The organism is Alteromonas sp. S005 (genome assembly GCF_036864475.1).
In the GTDB taxonomy this organism is placed as follows: domain Bacteria; phylum Pseudomonadota; class Gammaproteobacteria; order Enterobacterales; family Alteromonadaceae; genus Alteromonas.
The window spans coordinates 188,737-208,931 of sequence record NZ_JAZETN010000002.1; the positions used below are offsets into that span (position 1 = coordinate 188,737).

General features: G+C 45.3%; 14 protein-coding genes and 1 tRNA gene. 9 read left to right on the forward strand and 6 right to left on the reverse strand.

Translation table 11 applies throughout. The features are described from left to right. From lpxB to tilS, 5 genes are all read left to right on the forward strand, one after another. Complete coding sequence (gene lpxB / locus V7R55_RS03490) at window positions 1-1,149, forward strand: lipid-A-disaccharide synthase (RefSeq protein WP_334057378.1); 1,149 nt, start codon at window positions 1-3, stop codon at window positions 1,147-1,149. Then, window positions 1,142-1,714: a ribonuclease HII gene (gene rnhB, locus V7R55_RS03495; protein ID WP_334057380.1), complete on the forward strand. Its 573-nt coding sequence runs from the start codon at window positions 1,142-1,144 to the stop codon at window positions 1,712-1,714. The genes lpxB and rnhB overlap by 8 nt, the downstream gene beginning before the upstream one ends. A gap of 4 nt (window positions 1,715-1,718) precedes the next feature. Next, a complete protein-coding gene (dnaE, locus tag V7R55_RS03500; protein WP_334057382.1) occupies window positions 1,719-5,183 on the forward strand; it encodes a DNA polymerase III subunit alpha in 3,465 nt (1,154 codons plus the stop codon). Window positions 5,184-5,251: 68 nt separating this feature from the next. After that, window positions 5,252-6,208 carry an acetyl-CoA carboxylase carboxyl transferase subunit alpha gene (accA, locus tag V7R55_RS03505; RefSeq protein WP_334057384.1) on the forward strand — a complete coding sequence of 319 codons (957 nt, stop codon included), beginning with the start codon at window positions 5,252-5,254 and terminating at the stop codon, window positions 6,206-6,208. Window positions 6,209-6,461: 253 nt separating this feature from the next. Next, entirely contained in the window at window positions 6,462-7,787 is a 1,326-nt protein-coding gene (tilS, locus tag V7R55_RS03510; RefSeq protein ID WP_334057386.1) for a tRNA lysidine(34) synthetase TilS, read from the forward strand. Between the two features lie 120 nt (window positions 7,788-7,907). On the opposite strand, the gene V7R55_RS03515 is transcribed toward tilS, so the two are convergent. Further along, a complete protein-coding gene (locus V7R55_RS03515) occupies window positions 7,908-8,807 on the reverse strand; it encodes a GGDEF domain-containing protein (RefSeq protein ID WP_334057389.1) in 900 nt (299 codons plus the stop codon). Window positions 8,808-9,081: 274 nt separating this feature from the next. On the opposite strand from V7R55_RS03515, the gene V7R55_RS03520 reads away from it, so the two are divergent. After that, window positions 9,082-11,049 (forward strand): cation:proton antiporter domain-containing protein, encoded by a 1,968-nt coding sequence (locus V7R55_RS03520; RefSeq protein ID WP_334057391.1) that lies wholly within the window; start codon window positions 9,082-9,084, stop codon window positions 11,047-11,049. 69 nt (window positions 11,050-11,118) lie between these two features. Here the strand turns inward: V7R55_RS03520 and V7R55_RS03525 are convergent, their stop codons facing one another. Further along, the gene (locus V7R55_RS03525; protein ID WP_269916560.1) at window positions 11,119-11,346 is read right to left on the reverse strand and encodes a hypothetical protein; all 228 of its coding nucleotides are present in this window, start codon (window positions 11,344-11,346) and stop codon (window positions 11,119-11,121) included. A gap of 550 nt (window positions 11,347-11,896) precedes the next feature. On the opposite strand from V7R55_RS03525, the gene tadA reads away from it, so the two are divergent. Next, the gene (tadA, locus tag V7R55_RS03530; protein WP_334057966.1) at window positions 11,897-12,436 is read left to right on the forward strand and encodes a tRNA adenosine(34) deaminase TadA; all 540 of its coding nucleotides are present in this window, start codon (window positions 11,897-11,899) and stop codon (window positions 12,434-12,436) included. 535 nt (window positions 12,437-12,971) lie between these two features. Here tadA and mltF read toward each other — a convergent pair. Beyond that, on the reverse strand, window positions 12,972-14,375 hold the full coding sequence (gene mltF, locus V7R55_RS03535) for a membrane-bound lytic murein transglycosylase MltF (RefSeq protein WP_334057393.1): 1,404 nt from the start codon (window positions 14,373-14,375) through the stop codon (window positions 12,972-12,974). 176 nt (window positions 14,376-14,551) lie between these two features. On the opposite strand from mltF, the gene purL reads away from it, so the two are divergent. Both purL and V7R55_RS03545 read left to right on the forward strand, forming a co-directional pair. Further along, window positions 14,552-18,439, forward strand: coding sequence for a phosphoribosylformylglycinamidine synthase (gene purL, locus V7R55_RS03540; RefSeq protein WP_334057394.1), 3,888 nt, complete (start codon window positions 14,552-14,554; stop codon window positions 18,437-18,439). Between the two features lie 257 nt (window positions 18,440-18,696). After that, window positions 18,697-18,837, forward strand: a complete 141-nt coding sequence (locus V7R55_RS03545) for a hypothetical protein (protein WP_162889815.1) — start codon at window positions 18,697-18,699, stop codon at window positions 18,835-18,837. 155 nt (window positions 18,838-18,992) lie between these two features. Here V7R55_RS03545 and smrA read toward each other — a convergent pair whose 3' ends face one another. The 3 genes from smrA to V7R55_RS03560 all read right to left on the reverse strand — a co-directional run bounded on the left by smrA (window position 18,993) and on the right by V7R55_RS03560 (window position 20,072). Beyond that, window positions 18,993-19,580, reverse strand: coding sequence for a DNA endonuclease SmrA (smrA, locus tag V7R55_RS03550; RefSeq protein ID WP_334057396.1), 588 nt, complete (start codon window positions 19,578-19,580; stop codon window positions 18,993-18,995). A gap of 159 nt (window positions 19,581-19,739) precedes the next feature. Continuing rightward, window positions 19,740-19,865: a hypothetical protein gene (locus tag V7R55_RS03555; protein WP_334057398.1), complete on the reverse strand. Its 126-nt coding sequence runs from the start codon at window positions 19,863-19,865 to the stop codon at window positions 19,740-19,742. A 132-nt stretch (window positions 19,866-19,997) separates the two neighbouring features. Next, a tRNA-Arg gene (locus V7R55_RS03560) sits at window positions 19,998-20,072 on the reverse strand. Between the last annotated feature and the right edge of the window lie 123 nt (window positions 20,073-20,195).

The window sequence follows — 20,195 nt, forward strand, 5'->3', positions numbered from 1 at the left end:
ATGTCTAAACCAATTCGTATCGGCATGGTTGCCGGAGAGCCCTCTGGTGACGTCCTTGCCGCCGGAATGGTTGCAGAGTTAAAACGCCAATACCCTGATGCTATTATCGAAGGTATTGGCGGTCCAAATATGATAAACGCAGGTTTCCACAGTCTCTTTGATATGGAAACCTTGTCGGTTATGGGGCTTGTTGAAGTCCTTTCCCATCTACCTGCTATCTTGAAAGTGAAAAAGCAGCTACTCGCTCACTTTGAGCAAAATCCGCCAGATATTTTTGTAGGAATTGATGCGCCTGATTTTAATCTTCGAGTAGAAAAAGCACTTAAAGCACGCGGTATCAAAACCATGCACTATGTAAGCCCTACCGTTTGGGCGTGGCGTGAAAAGCGCATCCATAAAATAGCGAAAGCGACTAATCGCGTGTTGGGTTTATTTCCTTTCGAGCAGCAGGTTTACGACAAATACCATGTTCCCTACACCTTTGTGGGACATACTATGGCTGACGCCATAGCCATTGAGCCCGACCAAAATGCGGCGCGGCAGGAATTGGGTGTAGATAGTAGTGCTTCCTTATTGGCTGTACTTCCTGGCTCACGCAGAGGTGAAGTAGAAACGCTACTTCCAGTATTCCTTGAGACCATCGAAGCTATTTATGCTAAACGCAGCGACATTCAGTTTCTTATACCAGCCGCTAACGAGCATCGTCTTGCACAAATAAAGGCACTTTTGCTGGAAGCTGATAATGCTGAAGAACGTTTACCCATTCAGGTAACCCAAGGTACATCGCGGGATGCAATGATAGCTAGCGATGTAATATTGCTAGCATCAGGCACGGCTACCTTAGAAGCTATGTTGTGTAAGCGCCCCATGGTAGCAGCTTATTTACTTGCACCACTCACGTATAAAATTATGCAGCGCTTGTATAAAGCGCCTTTCTTCACGTTGCCAAACCTCTTAGCAGACGAGGCGATTATTCCTGAATTACTGCAGGAAGAAGTAAATGCAGAGAATATGAGCAATCAACTACTCAACTTCTTCGAAAGTGATAATTCTGCGCTTATTTCCCGTTTCACCGACCTCCACCATACGCTAAAATGCAACGCTGATAAAACAGCAGCAAAAGCTGTCGTGGAGGAATTGTTTGCATAAGTTAATTGCCGGTGTTGATGAAGTAGGTCGCGGCCCATTGGTAGGTGATGTGGTCACCGCTGCGGTTATTCTCGACCCAGAAAACCCCATTGAAGGGCTAACCGACTCTAAAAAACTGAGTGAAAAAAAACGCGTAGCCCTTGCCCAAGAAATTCGTGAAAAAGCGCTCTACTGGAATATCGGCAGAGCGAGCCCAAAAGAAATAGACAAACTAAATATACTGCACGCTACCATGCTCGCCATGATCCGCGCAGTGGAAGGTTTGCCTGTAAGGCCTGACTTTGTTCGTGTAGACGGCAACCGCGTTCCGGCTTGGAATTTTGACTCTGAAGCGGTAGTGAAGGGAGATAGCCTACACGCAGAAATTTCAGCAGCGTCAATTATTGCCAAGGTAGAGCGAGATAACGATATGATTTCGCTTCACGATGCCTACCCACAATATAACTTTGCCGGGCACAAAGGTTACCCCACAAAAGCACACTTTGAAGCCATCGCCGAATATGGCATCTTAGATTGCTATCGCAAAAGTTTTAAACCCGTAAAAGCGCTACTCGAAGAGAAATAACATCATGTCATCGCCATTTATTCATTTACGTGTTCACAGCGACTTTTCGATGATGGACGGCCTGAATAAGGTTAAGCCTATTTTGGGTAAAGTGTCCGCGCTTGGCATGCCTGCCGTGGCGATCACTGACCAAATGAATATGTGTGGTTTGGTAAAATTTTATTCCGAAGCACATAACTTAGGTATTAAGCCAATCATCGGCACCGATTTTTGGGTGACTAATGAAGTCTTTGGCGATGAACCTTTCAGACTAACCCTTATTGCGATGAATAATGAGGGATATAAGAATATTACTATTCTTATCTCCAAAGCCTATCTTCGCGGGCACCTCTCACACCGAGCGGTTATCGATCAAGAATGGTTGGCAGAGCACAGTGAAGGTGTGATTGCTTTATCGGGTGCACAGCATGGTGATGTTGGCGTGGGTTTAATGAAAAACAACGCCAAAATTCTCGACAGTGCCCTTGAGTTTTATCAAACTCATTTTCCCGACCGCTTTTATTTAGAGCTTATTAGAACCGGTAGACAAGGTGAGGAAGATTACTTGCACCTTGCCGTTGAGCTAGCCGAGCAGCGCGGCTTACCCGTGGTAGCCACCAATGAAGTGTGCTTTATTGATCGTGAAGGTTTTGATGCTCACGAAATCCGTGTATGTATTCATGATGGCTACACGCTTGATGATAACCGCCGCCCTAAGCGCTACAGCGACCAGCAATATCTGCGCACTGCTGAGGAAATGGTTGAGTTATTTAGCGATATTCCTGAAGCCATAGAAAATACGGTTGAAATTGCCAAGCGCTGTAACGTTACCGTGCGGTTAAACGAGTACTTCTTACCGCAATTTCCAACCGGCGGCATGACCACCGAAGACTTCTTGGTTAAGGTGTCAGAAGAGGGGTTGGAAGAACGTCTAGAATTTCTATTCCCCGATGAAGAAGTGCGCAAAGCTAAACGCCCAGAGTACGATGACCGACTTCGCATTGAGCTTGAAGTTATCAACCAAATGGGTTTCCCAGGCTACTTCCTTATTGTAATGGAGTTCATTCAGTGGAGTAAGGATAACGGAATTCCGGTAGGGCCAGGGCGGGGTTCTGGAGCGGGCTCATTAGTGGCTTATGCCCTAAAAATTACCGACCTAGACCCGCTTGAATTCGACTTGCTATTCGAACGTTTCTTGAACCCAGAGCGTGTATCCATGCCCGACTTCGACGTCGACTTCTGTATGGATAGACGAGACGAGGTAATCGATCACGTGGCTGAGCTTTATGGGCGTCAGGCGGTATCGCAGATCATTACATTCGGTACCATGGCGGCAAAAGCGGTAGTGCGCGACGTAGGCCGCGTACTTGGTCACCCATACGGCTTTGTCGACAGGATCTCAAAGCTTATTCCACCCGATCCAGGCATGACGCTTGAAAAGGCGTTTAAAGCAGAGCCACAGCTACCAGAAGTTTATGAAAGCGATGAGGAAGTGAAAGACCTTATCGATATGGCGCGAATACTTGAAGGGGTTACCCGAAATGCCGGTAAACACGCCGGTGGTGTTGTTATTGCGCCAACCACAATTACTGATTTCTCGCCTTTGTACTGTGATGACGAAGGTAAAAACCCCGTAACCCAGTTCGACAAAAACGACGTTGAAACGGCAGGCTTGGTAAAATTCGACTTCTTAGGTCTTCGTACGCTGACTATTATTCAGTGGGCAATAGATATGATCAAAGAAGGGAAGAACGTTGATGTCGATATCAGCGCTATTCCGCTTGAAGATCCTAAGAGCTTCAGAACGTTACAAAACGCTGAGACAACTGCGGTATTCCAGCTGGAATCTCGCGGTATGAAAGAGCTAATCAAGCGCCTAAAACCTGACTGCTTCGAAGATATTATCGCACTGGTGGCCCTGTTCCGTCCGGGCCCGCTGCAATCAGGCATGGTAGATAACTTTATTGACCGTAAGCACGGACGTGAAGAAATTTCCTACCCCGATGCTGAATACCAGCACGAGTGCTTGCAGGAAATTCTAGAGCCTACCTATGGCATTATCTTGTATCAGGAACAGGTAATGCAGATAGCCCAGGAAATGGCGGGCTACTCGCTGGGCGGCGCTGACTTGCTTCGTCGTGCGATGGGCAAGAAAAAGCCTGAAGAGATGGCTAAGCAGCGCGGCACGTTCGCTGAAGGTGCCAAGGGCAATAATATTGACCCAGACCTGGCGATGAAAATCTTCGACTTGGTAGAAAAGTTCGCGGGTTACGGGTTTAACAAATCTCACTCTGCCGCTTATGCCTTGGTGTCTTACCAAACTTTGTGGCTGAAGGTACATTATCCTGCGGAATTCATGGCTGCGGTAATGTCGGCGGATATGGATAACACCGATAAAATCGTGACGCTTGTCGATGAATGTGAGCGCATGGGCATTGAAATACTGCCGCCAGATTTGAACGCAGGTAAATACAAGTTTACTGTCGATAGCGAAGGTCGCATTGTTTATGGTATCGGTGCAATTAAAGGGGTAGGTGAAGGCCCGATTGAAGCGATTATTGAAGCGCGGGAAACCCAGGGTGCATTTAAAGATCTTTTTGATTTCTGCGCCAAGATAGACATAAAACGGGTAAACAAGCGAGTGCTAGAAAAGCTAGTGTTAGCGGGGGCAATGGACAACTTAGGGCCCCATCGCGCAAGCCTTATGGCGAGTTTACCTGAGGCCCTCGCAGCCGCCGGGCAGCATGCAAAAGCCGAGTCATTTGGTCAGTCAGACATGTTTGGGCTGCTCACTACCGAGCCTGAAGACGTGAAGCAAGCGTTTGCCGACGTCCCTGAGTGGCCTGAAAAAGTATGGCTAGAAGGTGAAAAAGATACATTAGGTTTGTATTTAACCGGACACCCCATCAATCAGTACGCGGAAGAACTGCGTTATTACACCGACGGGCGTTTAGTTGATTTAAAACCAACGAACAAGGACCAAATGGCCAGCGCAGTAGGATTGGTGCTTGGTGTGCGTGTTATGACGAACAAGCGGGGTCGTCGCTGGGCCATAGTGACACTGGATGATAAGAGTGCCAGAATAGACGTTCGTTTCTTCCCCGATATGTACGAACAGTTCGAAAGTGTGTTAGAAACTGACAGAATATTGCTTATAAAGGGACAGGTCAGCTTTGATGATTTCTCTGGGGGCAATACAATCACCGCCCGTGATGTAATGGACATTGTTCAGGCACGAGAGAAAAACGCGAGAGCGCTGGCACTAAATATTGATACCCAGTTGCTTGAACCGAAGAAAATGAGTCAGATGCAATCTATCCTGCAGGCATTTAACGGCGGAAGTTGTCCTGTTCAGTTAGCGGTAACCCATCCAGACGCTGAAGTAACCTTAGCGTGTGGTGCAAGATGGTACGTTACCCCTGAAGACCAACTTTTGCACGATCTCAAGCAATGTTTGGGAGACAAAGCCGTTTCAATTCTCTACCATTAGGGGCAAGAGTTCGATAGATTGGACATCTCGCGTTTGCATAGACGAGCGTAGTACGAATAGGACATGAAATGAGTATACAGTTTTTGGACTTTGAACAGCCAATAGCCGAACTAGAAGCAAAAATTGAAGAGCTTAGGTTGGTGAATCAAGGTGGCGAGTTTGACGTTGGTATTGAAGAAGAAATCAATAAGCTTCGCGGTAAAAGCGCAGAGCTAACTAAAAAGATCTTTTCTGATCTTGGCGCATGGCAAGTTTCTCAACTTGCACGTCACCCAATGCGTCCATACACGCTAGATTACATTCCTCGTATTTTTACCGAATTCGACGAGCTTGCTGGCGACCGCGCGTTCGCTGACGATAAGGCAATTGTTGGCGGCCCAGCAATGCTAGATGACCAGCCTGTGATGATTATTGGTCATCAAAAAGGCCGTGACACCAACGAAAAAATTAAGCGTAACTTTGGTATGCCTAAACCAGAAGGCTACCGTAAAGCTTTGCGTCTTATGAAGATGGCTGAGCGTTTTAACATGCCTATCATCACCTTTATCGATACACCGGGAGCTTATCCAGGTGTGGGTGCTGAAGAGCGTGGGCAAAGTGAAGCCATCGCAAAAAATCTATTCGAGATGGCTGAGCTGACTGTTCCAATCGTATGTACAGTAATTGGTGAAGGTGGTTCAGGTGGTGCACTGGCAATTGGTGTTGGCGATCGCGTTAATATGCTTCAATATTCTACGTACTCGGTAATTTCACCTGAAGGCTGTGCATCTATTTTGTGGAAGAGTGCAGAAAAAGCACCATTAGCTGCTGAAGCAATGGGTGTAAGTGCGCCACAAATTAAAGAGCTGGGTCTAATTAATAGTATTGTTGAAGAGCCGCTAGGTGGCGCTCATCGCGATCACAATGGTATGGCCGCTAATTTGAAGGCCGTAATTAAGCAGCAGCTTAATCAGCTTAAAGAGTTAGACAAAACTAAGCTAATGGAAGAGCGTTACGATCGTTTAATGTCGTTTGGATATTGCTAATTCTAGTTAGGGCTACGAGTTCTAAAACTGCAAATAGTCAGGTCACGATACGAAGCGGTGTACAATTAGCAAAATGCTTGTTGTAAAAGTCTATTAAGTCACCACTTCGTTTTTTATTGATCCAGACTAGTTCAAGGGGGTTGATTACCATTGGTAACCAACCCTTTTGCGTTATTAGAAAGCAAGTTATTAGCACATACAAAGCTGAATCCTAATAGAACATAAAGTTGAAAAAATAAGGTATTACTGGTCTGTGACCCCTATACAATCCCCAATTATTGAACATATCGTCAACCGCATAGCCACGTCACTAACTGATGTAAAGCGACCACTTCAAACGCCTTTAGTAGTTGCTTACAGCGGAGGTGTGGATTCCACCGTTCTGCTTCAAGCTGTCGTTGCGTACAGGGAGCAATATGGAACCCCAATTTACGCTGTACATGTAAATCACGGTTTAAGTGAAAATGCGGATGACTGGGTTCGTCACTGTGAACTGCAGTGCCGTCTCGAAGATGTTGAATTTCATCAGTATCGCGTTGCCGTTGATACCAGCTCTAGAAAGAGCTTGGAGGCTGAGGCGCGTAAAGTTCGATACAACGCTCTGCTAGAAGTGTGCGAACAAATTGGCGGTGTGCTGCTTTTGGGGCAACATGCTGAAGATCAGCTTGAAACCGTATTACTTCAGCTTAAACGCGGTGCTGGCCCTCAAGGCTTGGCTGGTATGGGCGAAGTGCAGTTTCGCGGTGAAACCCTTGTAATGCGACCCATGCTATCCCTAGAGAAAACCGACATCATTGCTTATGCCGAGGAGGAAATGTTGCAGTGGGTCGAGGATGAATCCAATCAGCAAAACAGCTTTGATAGGAACTTCTTGAGGAACGAGATTATCCCTCACTTGCTGGCGCGCTGGCCGAAACTAACCAAAACAGTGGGGCGCAGCGCAGAGCTTTGTGCTGAGCAAAGTGAGCTAGTAAGCGAATCAGCACAGCAATATTTCAATGACTGTAAACGCAATGATTTCAGGCTAGATGGACAAAAGCTAGGAGCATTGCCTACTCCTTGGCAGGCTATGGTGATTCGCGCATGGTTTAAAGCGCAGGGGCAGCTTGTACCCTCAAAAGCACAGACAGGCCAACTACTTTCTATGCTGGGGGCGAAACACGATGCAACCCCTGAAGTAAATTTCAAATGGGGCAGGGTAATACGCTTCGACCGTGACCTCTACTGGGTAGTAAATGACACGTGTGAGATACCAGAGCGTCTTGAGTTGGCGTTAGGCCAGCAAACTCGTCTTCCTTGGCTATGTGGGCAGATTCAGGTAACAATAACTGACAAAGAAAATAACGATACGGTTTCTTTGCAAACAAATGCGCGTAACTTGCGGATTAAACCTGAGGATGCAGGTGTATCGAAGCTATTGAAAGAGTGGTTTAAAGTATGGCGTGTGCCCCGATGGGAGCGAAATGGCGTGCCGGTTATTTTTCTAAATGAGCAGCCTGTCGCACTTATTGTTGAAGGACGTTGTGTTTACCTGCAGCCGAAAGCGCCTGGTATAGCAATAGATTTTAAGCCTGATTAGGCCTTTATCTGCTGGCACTTTTCTAGAAAACGATTAGCAAATCTGTTTGTAATGTGATGACGGCAACAAAACACAGATGCGGCATGCTTTTGCCGCATCTATTAATAATAAATTATTAGGTTACGCCGCGTGATAGCTATTCTTACCAGAGTTTTTTACGCGATAGAGCGCATTGTCTGCACGGTCGAAAAGGCTGTTCGTTGAGTCGCCGTCGCGGTAAATTGCGCCACCAAGACTAGTTGATACACCCAAGCGAGATAAGTAGCTCGAACTATTTATACTCATCTGAATTCGCTGGGCGGCACATGCCAATTGCTGCTGTGTTTGACAGTCAAGTAAACAGCAGAATTCATCTCCACCATAGCGAAAGGCTTCATCTTCATCGCGCAGCACGTTTTCTAAATGTGTTGCCACATGCGCGAGCACCTTGTCGCCTTCGCCATGTCCAAAGTTGTCGTTTACATATTTGAAGTTATCTAGGTCGATAACGAGAAGTGCAAATGGCTCATCGTGGCGTTGCGCCCACCCTAGCTGTCTGGTCATAGATTGCTCAAAGCCCGCACGGTTACCTAAACCTGTTAATACATCTTTAGTTGCCATTTGCTGAACACGCATTAACGATAGAGCATGCTTTACCTGTTTTCCAAATAAATCATGTAGTTGGAATAAGCTTTCTCTTTGCGATAACGACAAGGGTGAACTAATGTAATAATAAACGTGGGCCTGTTCGCCATTAACGTCATGGGCACCTTGTAGTGGTAAATCAATCAGGGTTGACGATATTTTTGCATTGCCGTACATCCAACGCGAATCGAAATCGGACAAGCTAAATCCAACAACAGGCAATAGCATATTAAGCTGCTGAAAATACACGCCACCTAACTCTTGAAGCTCAAGCGTAGTTAGAAGCTGCGATACAAAGCTCGATAACTCACTAAAAGAAAGTGATTTACCTGTGCTTTCAGCAGGATAAAAATTGTTGTGTTGTGTGCTATCGTAGACTGACGTTGAAAAATCCACAGTAGTGCCCCTATACAAAATACGCTCACATGTCATAGATGTGAAAAGAAACAGTGTCAAAGTGCTGACGTTTCTATGGCCATAACTGCGTTTTTGCGAAATTTATGACGATCACAGCGGCAAAACTTGCCGGATCTGCATTTAACACAAGGGGATTTGCAAACTAGATGCCAACAACATAGTTGTTGCGCTAATCTTTAGTTTTATGCGTAAAACCGAGTTAATTATTGCGCTTATTTAACAAACGAAAGTTGGTGTTACTCGAGGAGGTAAAGTGGGGACGAGTTTTTTAAATATCGTAATACTGATGTTTATATCGGTTTGCGCGGTGGCATTATTTAAACGGATTCATCTCCCGCCTATTCTTGCTTATCTATTCGCTGGCGTACTCGCAGGGCCTCAGCTGCTATCTGTATTTGCTCATCCCGAAGAAATGCATTTATTAGCCGAAGTAGGTATTGTTTTTCTGCTCTTTTCCCTTGGGCTCGAATTTTCCCTCCCTAAATTGTTAGCGATGCGCTCATTGGTGTTTGGCGTGGGGTTAGGGCAAATGTTGTTCACAACAGCAGTATTTACCTGCGTGCCGCTCTTTTTAGGGATCCCAGTTAGCGCATCTATCATTATTGGCGGTACGCTGGCGCTAAGCTCTACGGCTATTGTTATTAAACAAGCAACTGAAATGGGAATTCTTAATAACAGGCGTACACAACTCGCCGTGAGTATCCTACTCTTTCAGGACCTGGCCGTCGTCCCATTTCTTATAGCTATCCCACTGCTTGCGCAAACAGGCGAGGTGAGTATTGCCCTTGCTCTTGGGGAAGCACTACTAAAAGGCGTGTTCGTTATCGCGTTCTTAATGTCGGTAGGTAAGTGGTTACTTCCCTGGGTATTTAGAGAAGTCGCGAGAACCAGAACCGATGAGCTGTTTGTATTGACCACCATTTTAATCGCGCTATTAGCCGGTGGCCTTACCTATTATTTTGGCCTTTCCATGGCGCTTGGCGCTTTTTTGGCTGGGATGATGTTAGGGGAAAGCCAATACAAATATCAGCTTGAGGCTGATATCCGGCCGTTTAGGGATATTTTGATGGGCTTGTTCTTTGTTACAGTTGGCATGCAGTTGGAGCTTACCGTACTCTGGAACAGCTTGTTTGAAATAGTGTTTGGTGTGTTTGCGTTAATGATAGTTAAAGTTATTTTAGTAAGGGCTGCATCCCTGCTAGTCAAAACTGACGCTATTGATGGCTGGTCCGCCGGTGTTAAGCTTTGTCAAATTGGAGAGTTTAGCTTCGTCATCGCGGCGCTTGCCACAACCCACGGTGTGTTAACCTCCGAGCAATCATCGCTAATAGTATGTATGGGTGTGATAAGTATGGCGTTAACGCCATGGCTTATGAACAACAGTGTGACTATCGCCAAACGCATTGTTAATAATGATATCTCTTTTGATGATAACACTAGTTTTGGCAATACCGGCCCGCTGACTAATCATGTCATTATTTGTGGGTTTGGTCGTGTGGGTCAGTCTGTAGCGCGCATGTTAAAAATGGAAGGTATTCATTTTGTCGCTATAGATATGGATCCTGTCAGAGTGCATGAAAGCCGAAATGCGGGCGAACCCGTTATCTTCGGCGATGCCAGTCAAAAAGATATTTTGAGTAATGCAAATGTAGAAAGTGCAAAGCTTGTACTTGTGACGTTTGATCAGGTCGATAAGGCTAAGCAAGTGATTACCCAGACCCGAAGTATAACAAACGCTACAGATGTTATGGTTCGCACAAAACGAGACTACCAGCTAGAAAGCCTATACAACGCAGGAGCAAACCAAGTGGTGCCTGAATTACAAGAAGGCAGCTTAATGCTGGTGTCGCAGGTTCTACACTATGCCGGTGTACCTATGTCACGTATCTTGAAGCGGGTGCGGGCGGAGCGAAAAGGTCGCTATGACCATATGCATGGTTTTTACCCCGGTGAAACAACAGAGATTACGTACGGAACGGAAGATAAGTTAGAGTTTATTCATGCAGTAGTATTGTCAGAACACGCGTCTTGCATTGGCAAAGCCATAAAAGATATCGACTTCACTAGAATGCGCGTTGCAATAAAAGGGTTAAGGCGCAACGGTAATGAAGTTAAAGACCCAGACCAAGACGCAATTTTACAGGCCCATGATGTGCTGGTTATTGCAGGTAAACCCCGGCGGGTAGAGCGGGCAGAACGCAAACTTTTAGAAGGGAATTGATGTTTAACTGCCAGCGCAGGTACACTATAGGCGTAGGTTGCGCTGGCAGAGGAATCTATTTCACTAAACTTAAGCGACGTGGTCTTTCTCTAAATCGGCAAACTGCTTTTTTAGGTCGTAGCGTTCATCAGTAACAATCTTTTCGAGTACAGATACACGCTCTTTCAAATCTGCAATTTCCTGCTTGTAAGCTTCAGCTTCTTTATTGCTAAGTTTCTTTTTGCTTTTGTCTTTTGCACTTTCGACAATGGTAACTAACGCCCAAGCACAAATGGCTACTATTGCAATCGCTGTCATGTCCACGGTGGTATCCCTCACAAATGGCTTTAAAAGAGTTTAGGTGAAAATGTGGTCAGTTGCCTAATTCACCTAGTATTTAGTTTTTATCTCTAATAAACAGAGACTAAATACTTATTAGTAAAATTACTGCTGCGCTTGGAGTACTATAACGGTTATTAAACTAAGTTTTCTTCAAAAAGTGTAACCAGTTAAGTCCTTAACACCAGCAGTGTTATAATGAAATATTGCAAGTAGGTTGCCAAGTGACAAAAGTCATTACTTTCTAGTTAGTTAGAATGTTTACCTAGATTTATGCAGAATTATTGTTAACTAATTTCACTAAATAAAGTAGCAAGATTGACTAATGAGTGACCAAAATAGCGACCTTTCGGCACCAGGTATCGACACTGGAAAAGCTCGGTCTAAAGAGCAAAGCACCGAGCATGTCGCTGCGCAAACATTAGAGCCTGAAGTGCTCGCCGCTGAAGAGGCGCTTGCAAAAGTAAGCGCTTCAAAAGAAAGCTCTCGCCAAGAGAACCCAACTAAAGAGAACCCGTTTAGAGAGGAGATGAGCCAAGAAAATTTTATTAATGAAACGGTTACTCAAGAAGACCTGACGTGGATGAAGCACGCATTAACCCTTGCTGACAAAGCGGAGTTGATGGGGGAGGTACCTGTTGGTGCCTGCGTAGTATTAAACGGTGAGCTTATCGGCGAAGGCTATAATACGCCAATATCGGATAACGATCCGTCTGCCCATGCAGAATTGCGCGCGGTCAAAGATGCCGCTTCTAAAGTGCAAAACTACCGGCTTATTGACGCTACCCTGTATGTCACTTTAGAGCCCTGTTCTATGTGTGCAGGTATGCTTGTACATGCGCGAGTAAAGCGTGTGGTGTTTGGTGCTAAAGATGCGAAAACAGGCGCTGCAGGTTCTGTTATGAATCTCTTGCAACATCCTGCGCTAAATCATCAGGTTGAGATTGTTTCTGGCATATTAGCTGATGAGTGTGCTAACAAATTATCAGATTTTTTTCGCAAGCGTAGAAAGGAAATTAAGGCTGCCAAAAAGGCGAAAAAACAACGAGAGGGAGATGCTTCAAGCTAATGCTTATTCCGTTGGCTTGAAGATGTGCTTGTTTGTTTTAAGCGCCTATTTGGTTTGCTGGGCTGATAGGTTAAAAAGAGAGCGCTCAATTAATTGATGCCTATCAATAAAAGTAACAGCTTAAAAGTACGTTAGCTAGGCTTGCGAGCCAGCTGAGTGAACATATCACTTGTAACAAATAGCTTGCGGCGTTGAAGTACTTTTTGGTGGCAACGCTTAAGCATAAGTCTACGTCTGTTGTTGTTTTTCAATTTTATTCCTTTTTTCATAAAGCGATTTTTTTTCATTTATTCTCCTTTCTCACTTTGAGGCTATTTTTCTTGATGTGGCTAAATTGCGCCTTCAAGAAAAATACTCTGTCGTTTGAACTAATCTCATATTATTAGAGAGATACTGTTCTTTTAGAGTTAATATTCTTTGAGAAAAATTAAAGTTCTGAGAAAGCGAGTTAGTAACTTACTAACTCGTTCAAAGGGTACACAGTATAGATGACATCGAAATGACAGTTTTCAAGAGAGATGCAAAACGAACGAGATCAAATTTTTCCTTGTTCGTCCAACCATACTAGGCTGTCGTAATAGCGACGAATATTCTCAACATATTGCAACGCTTCATCGCCTCTCGCGTAGCCATAGCGGGTGGTGCGGTAATACTTCTTTTGCCTGAGCTGTGGCAAGCGGCGCTTCACGTCTACCCACAAGTCAGGGTTACCGCCCTGTTGTTCGGTAAGCACTCTCGCATCTTCCAAGTGCCCCATCCCGATATTATACGATGCCATAGCCATCCAGGTTCTATCAGGTTCACTTATTCGCGCGGGTATACGGCTGAGTAAACTAGCAAAATAACGTGATCCGCCGCGAATACTTTGCTCTGGGTTGGTTCTATCATCCACATCCCAGTCACTCGCTGTATCCAGCGTCAGCATCATTAGGCCGCGAACCCCGGTTCTAGACACAGCGTTACTATCCCAATGACTTTCTTGGTAACTCATGGCCGCAAGCAGTCGCCAGTCTAGATCTCCAGCGTATTTTTGAAACAGAGGTTTATATTGGGCTAATGCAGTTTCCGCTGCATAGTTGAATGCGCGACTGTCCACATAATCAAACTGGCGGATATGACCGAAATACTTGTCTTCCAATACGGTAAACCAGCCAGATTGATGTACGGTTCCAAAATATTCAATAAGCGCAGCCTTAACCGAATCGTCTTGATGTAACGGAAGCGCCCAAGCCATCGGCATATTTTCGTCAAGAGTTTTCGCTACTGCCAAGTTTGGATAACGTCTACGCTGCAAAGCTAAACGATTGCTGTCGGCCACTGTATAAGCTATTTCTCCATTGGCCACTTGTTGCAACAGTTCTTCAGAATCTGAATCTTCGGTGGTAATGAGCTCGGTCTTTATCACTACTTTTTCAGTGTCAGTTGCTACGTCGCCTAAATCGCTTAAAAGGCCTGAAAGTAAGTGAGCTTGACTACTTTGTGCAACTGCAATTATAGGGGCATCGAGATCTAAAAGATCTTTAGGTCTTGATGTTCCAGCTTGAAATACAAGCTGTTGTTTTACATGTTGATATGCAGGTCCATACGAGAAGCGGTTTTCTAATAAAGGTGTCACCGCGTCACCTGTGGCGACAATGTCTAAGTTGCCTTCTTCCAATTGCTCTAGCATGACTTCATAGCTATAAAAAGGGTACAAATCGAGAGTGACGCCAAGGTAATCGGCGAACCCTGCTAACAGTTCATACTCAAACCCTTGGGGCCCTTCAGCACCGTTATAAAAGGTTCCTGCACCGTATACGGTTCCTACGCGGATGGTTTCACGTTCCAATAATGAGGAGAGTGCAGTGGGGACCGAGGGCACACCGCAGCTTATAATAGCAATGGATAAAATGATTATTAATTGTAGTTTTAATCGTTTTTTATAGTCTTGTGACTGCATAGACCTTTACTTGTTGTTATTAAACCGTCTAAGTTTAAAAAAAAGTTCACGTAAGCGCGTTATGAGGTTACTTACGGTGCATAATTGCTCTATAATCCGCGCCGAAATACTCATCAATCCAAGAGGCAACGCGTCGCATTGGTGGTCGTTGTTTCTAACAAACCAGGTAAATCAATATGTTGGTCCTTCGAGGCGCTCCTGCACTATCAGAGTTTAACCAAACTAAACTGATTGCAAAGCTGGGTCAATCCGGCGTTAGGGTTAAAAACCTATATAGCGAATATGTTCACCTAGTCGATTCCCAAGGTGACTTGTCTAAGCAGCAAATAGAAATACTTGAGAAGCTGCTCACTTACGGCCCCGCGAGGCAAGCACAAACACCTTCTGGAACCCTCTTCCTCATTACTCCTCGCCCCGGCACTATCTCCCCCTGGTCTTCTAAAGCCACCGACATCGCTCACAACTGCAGTTTAAAAAGTATCAATCGCATAGAGCGTGGATGCGCGTTTTATATCGAAACAGAAGACACTTTGAGTGACGATGACTTTGCACTTATCGCTAGCTTCTTACACGATAGAATGACTGAGTCAGTGTTTACGAATACTGACGACGCAGAGGTACTATTTGCACAAACCGAAGCTAATACTTTTACTAGTGTAGATGTGTTAGGACAAGGCAAAGAAGCACTGGTTAATGCCAACGTGTCATTAGGCCTGGCATTAGCAGATGATGAGATTGACTACCTGTATGATAGCTTTACAAAGCTAGGCAGAAACCCGACAGACGTTGAACTTTATATGTTTGCGCAAGCAAACTCTGAACACTGTCGCCACAAAATTTTTAACGCTAGCTGGACCATTGACGGCGAAGATCAAGACAAGTCTCTGTTTAAAATGATCAAAAACACCTACGAGTTGTTACCTGATCACGTCTATTCAGCCTACAAAGATAACGCAGCGGTAATGGAAGGATGGGAAGCAGGGCGTTTCTTCCCGAACCCTCAGTCGCATCAATACGAATACCATCATGAAAATATTGATATTTTGATGAAGGTAGAAACTCATAACCACCCAACAGCTATTTCACCTTTCCCCGGTGCGGCAACCGGCTCTGGCGGTGAAATCCGTGATGAAGGTGCTACTGGTCGTGGTTCAAAACCTAAAGCCGGTTTGGTTGGTTTTACCGTATCTAACTTACGTATTCCTGGCGCTGAGCAGCCATGGGAAGCTGAGTATGGTAAGCCGCAGCGCATTGTGAGCGCTCTCGATATTATGCTTGAAGGCCCACTAGGTGGCGCAGCCTTTAATAATGAATTTGGTCGCCCAGCGCTACTGGGTTATTTCCGTACTTACGAGCAAGAAGTAAACAGCTTCAACGGCGTTGAAGTGCGCGGCTATCACAAACCTATTATGCTAGCTGGTGGTTTAGGCAACATCCGCCGTGACCATATTGAAAAAGGCGAAATCACAGTAGGCGCTAAGCTTATTGTACTTGGCGGCCCAGCAATGAACATAGGTCTTGGCGGCGGTGCAGCGTCATCAATGGCATCTGGACAGTCAAACGAAGATTTAGACTTTGCTTCAGTACAGCGTGACAACCCTGAGATGGAGCGTCGTTGCCAGGAAGTTATTGATGCATGTTGGCAGCTAGGGGATAACAACCCTATCCAGTTTATCCACGATGTGGGCGCAGGTGGTCTTTCAAACGCACTACCTGAGCTGGTTAATGACGGTGGCCGTGGCGGTAACTTTGAGCTAAGAAAAGTACTGTCTGATGAGCCTGGCATGACGCCGCTAGAGCTTTGGTGTAACGAATCGCAAGAACGTTATGTTATGTCTGTGGCACCGGAAAATATGCCGGTATTCGAAGCAATTTGCGCCCGCGAACGTGCGCCCTTTGCTGTGGTTGGTGAAGCCACTGCCGAACAGCACCTGAACCTGAACGACAGTCAGTTTGACAACAATCCTATCGATATGCCGCTAGATGTACTTTTAGGCAAGCCGCCTAAAATGCATCGCGACGTAAGCTCAACCAAGGTAAGCTCACCAGCATTAGACGACGCAGGCATTACTTTAAGTGATGCAGCGACACGTATTCTGTCATTACCTACCGTTGCAGAGAAAACATTTCTTATCACTATAGGCGATCGCTCGGTAACCGGTCTTGTAAGTCGCGATCAAATGGTTGGGCCATGGCAAGTACCAGTGGCCGACGTAGCAGTAACCGCAACAGCGTTTGATACCTACCATGGTGAAGCAATGACAATGGGTGAACGTACACCAGTTGCATTGTTATCACACGGGGCGTCTGCCCGTCTTGCAGTGGGGGAAGCACTAACCAACATTGCTGCAGCAAATATCGGCGATATTAAGCGCATTAAACTGTCTGCAAACTGGATGGCAGCAGCTGGACACCCAGGTGAAGATGCAGGTCTTTATGAGGCGGTGAAAGCTGTGGGTGAAGAGCTATGCCCAGAGCTAGGCTTAACCATTCCTGTAGGTAAAGACTCCATGTCGATGAAAACCGCATGGAATGAAAACGGTGAAGATAAAGCAGTGACTTCTCCGCTGTCACTGGTTATTTCAGCGTTTGGTGCAGTAAAAGATATTCGCAAAACCCTAACGCCTCAGCTACGCACTGATAAAGGTGCAAGCCGCTTGTTGCTACTCGATTTGGGCGAAGGTAAAAATCGTTTGGGCGCTAGCTGTTTAGCGCAGGTCTATACACAGCTTGGCGATAGCCCAGCAGATGTGGTTTCTGCTACCCGTCTTAAAGGCTTCTTTGACGCTATGCAAACGCTTATCGAAAAAGGTTTAGTGCATGCTTACCACGACCGTTCAGACGGCGGCCTGTTTACTACAGTGGCAGAAATGGCCTTTGCGGGTAAAACAGGTGTGAGCGTTAACCTTGATAGCCTTGAAGGCAACGATATCGCTGTATTGTTCAATGAAGAATTGGGCGGTGTAATTCAAGTGCTTGAAAGCGACCTAGACGCAGTTAACGCTGTACTGGCTAAGTTTGACTTAACTGAATTGACTCACGATATCGGTACATTAAATAGTACAGATATGATTGAGTTTATCCGCGACGGTGTAGCTGTACTTGCTGATAGCCGTGTATCAATGCGTACTACTTGGGCGCAAACTACGTTTGAAATGCAAAAACTTCGTGATAACCCAGAGTGCGCTGAACAAGAACACGTGGCGAAGCAAGATGCTGCCGACCCAGGTTTGCACGTTGCGTTGTCATATGATGTAAACGAAGACGTTGCAGCGCCATATATTGCCAAAGGCGTTAAGCCAAAAGTGGCGATATTAAGAGAGCAGGGCGTAAACTCGCATCTAGAAATGGCGGCTGCATTTACCCGTGCAGGTTTTGACGCTATCGACGTACACATGAGTGACGTGCTGGCGGGTCGCACTACCCTTGAACAGTTTGCAGGTCTTGCTGCTTGTGGCGGTTTCTCTTACGGCGATGTATTAGGTGCAGGTGAAGGCTGGGCGAAATCTATATTGTTTAACAGCATGGCTCGGGATCAGTTCGAAGGTTTCTTTAACCGCAATGACACCTTTAGTTTAGGTGTATGTAACGGTTGTCAGATGCTATCGAACCTAAAATCGTTGATCCCTGGTACTGAGCACTGGCCACATTTTGTGACTAACCAGTCGGCGCGATTTGAAGCCCGTGTTGCAATGGTCGAAGTGATGGAATCTAAGTCTGTGCTGCTCGATGGCATGGCAGGCTCGCGTATGCCTATTGCAGTGTCGCACGGCGAAGGTCAGGCTGAGTTTGCAAACGAAAACGCGCTATCGCAAGTAAGTGGTCAGGTAGCCATGCGCTACGTAGACAACTACGGCAAGCCAACTATGCAATACCCAGCCAACCCGAACGGTTCACCGCAAGGTATTACAGGTTTAACGTCTGTCGATGGGCGCAGCACTATCATGATGCCGCACCCTGAACGTGTATTTAGAGCTGTTGCAAACTCATGGTACCCAGATGAATGGCAAGAAGACGGCGCGTGGATGCGCATCTTTAGAAACGCCCGTAAGTTTGTTGGTTAATTTAACTTTGTAACTTAGATAAACAGGGGGAAACCCCTGTTTATTTTCTATAAAAATACTGTTTAATAAATGCGCATACCTTAAATAGGTGTCAAAGCTTTGGCAAAGTGTCAAAAATCTGATTTTTGCCCTTGTCATCAGTTTGTCACTGATCTATTGTAGTGCAAGCAAGGAATGCAACTAGGTTACAGGAGTTGAGTTAGGGTTGTACCAGTGTTTAGCATTTGCTTACTGGTTTTAATAATAAGAGACGACCAATGAATCGTTCTTCAAAAGGGTTTGGCTTAACCGGAGTAGCTGTGGCTGTAGTGCTGATGTTCGTAACTGCTGTTTTTAGCACATCTGCGAAATCTGCCGAAGCTCCAACAACGCTAAGTGTGCAGTCTTCAGTTAAGTAGTCTGAAAGAAAAATTCTAACGCCCGTAGCAGGTTGACTGCTACGGGCGTTAATCATTGGGGCTATTAAAATATTCGGTGTATATCGGTAATAAAAAGGCCTTCAAATGACGAGTATAAAAAACTCTGCCGAACTTTGATTAATTTGCTTCGTACTTTATCCCCTCTTATTTTTTTCCCGATCTATTAGTTTTTGCTGAGGGTGCTTTTTCAGCAACACGTAGGTAGCGCCAAATCCGCCGTGCATAGGTTGTGCTGTATGATAGGCAATTACTTCATCAAGTTCACGTAGCCAGTGGTTAACGTAACTTTTCTTCAGCGCAGGAAATGGCTTACTATTTTCACCCGTTCCATGTTTTATAAGCAGTGCACGAACCCCTCGTTCGTGACTTGATTTAATGGTGCTATAAATCAGGTCGCGGCTTTGCTCTAGTGTCTTTCCTGATAGCGTTATATTGGTTTCCAAAGGGTATTTACCAAGACGAAGTTTTTTAAATACGCCGTCTTGTATGCCGGGCTGCTGGAAATGTATAAAGTCATCAGGCGGTACTGGCTTTACACCTTCCATGCTCAATGGATTAGCGAGTTTCTCGCGAACGCTCAACTTTATAGCTGCTCTTTTTTGTTTTTCGGCGAGCGCCTTTTCAGGGTCGTGTAATACAGCCTTATCATCAGAAGCGATTGGTTTTACATCTTGCATTTCAGCAAAAAACGAATCGATATCGTTGTTTTCAAATTGGCTCATACTATTCCCCGTATTAACTACTACATCATTATTTATACGTTATTCTTTGCCTGATGGTCTATGCGAAGTGTACTTATTGGAAAGCTAAACGCGCAGATAGACGACGCTTAAAATAGGCAACGGCTATAAAAGTGGGGATTAATTTTGAAATTTCATCGGTTAGTAGATGGCACCTGGCTCAGATAGTGCCTCTACGGCAAACCATTCCTCTTCGGTAAATGTTGAATCACTCGGTGTTTCAACATCATCGCCTGTTTCTTTTTTGGGGGACGAATCGAAAGTCATTGTGCTCTCCTGTTTAGAAGAGTATTGCGCAATTCGATTAAATTACAACCAGAGTAGAAGAAATAAACATGATGATAGGGTAGTGAAATGTATAGGAAGGTTTACTTTATTTTGGGTTTAAGCCGGCCAAAATGGCGTCCCCAGCTGGAATCGAACCAACATCTAAGCCTTAGGAGGGCCTTGTTTTATCCATTAAACTATGGGGACCTAATGCGTAAGAATAGCCATTATACGTAGTTCCAAAAAATACGAAACCCTTTGATTAATCAATAAGGTGCAGTGTTTTATAACAGCGCACTTATGCGGCTAAAACGGCTTATCTATGCAGAT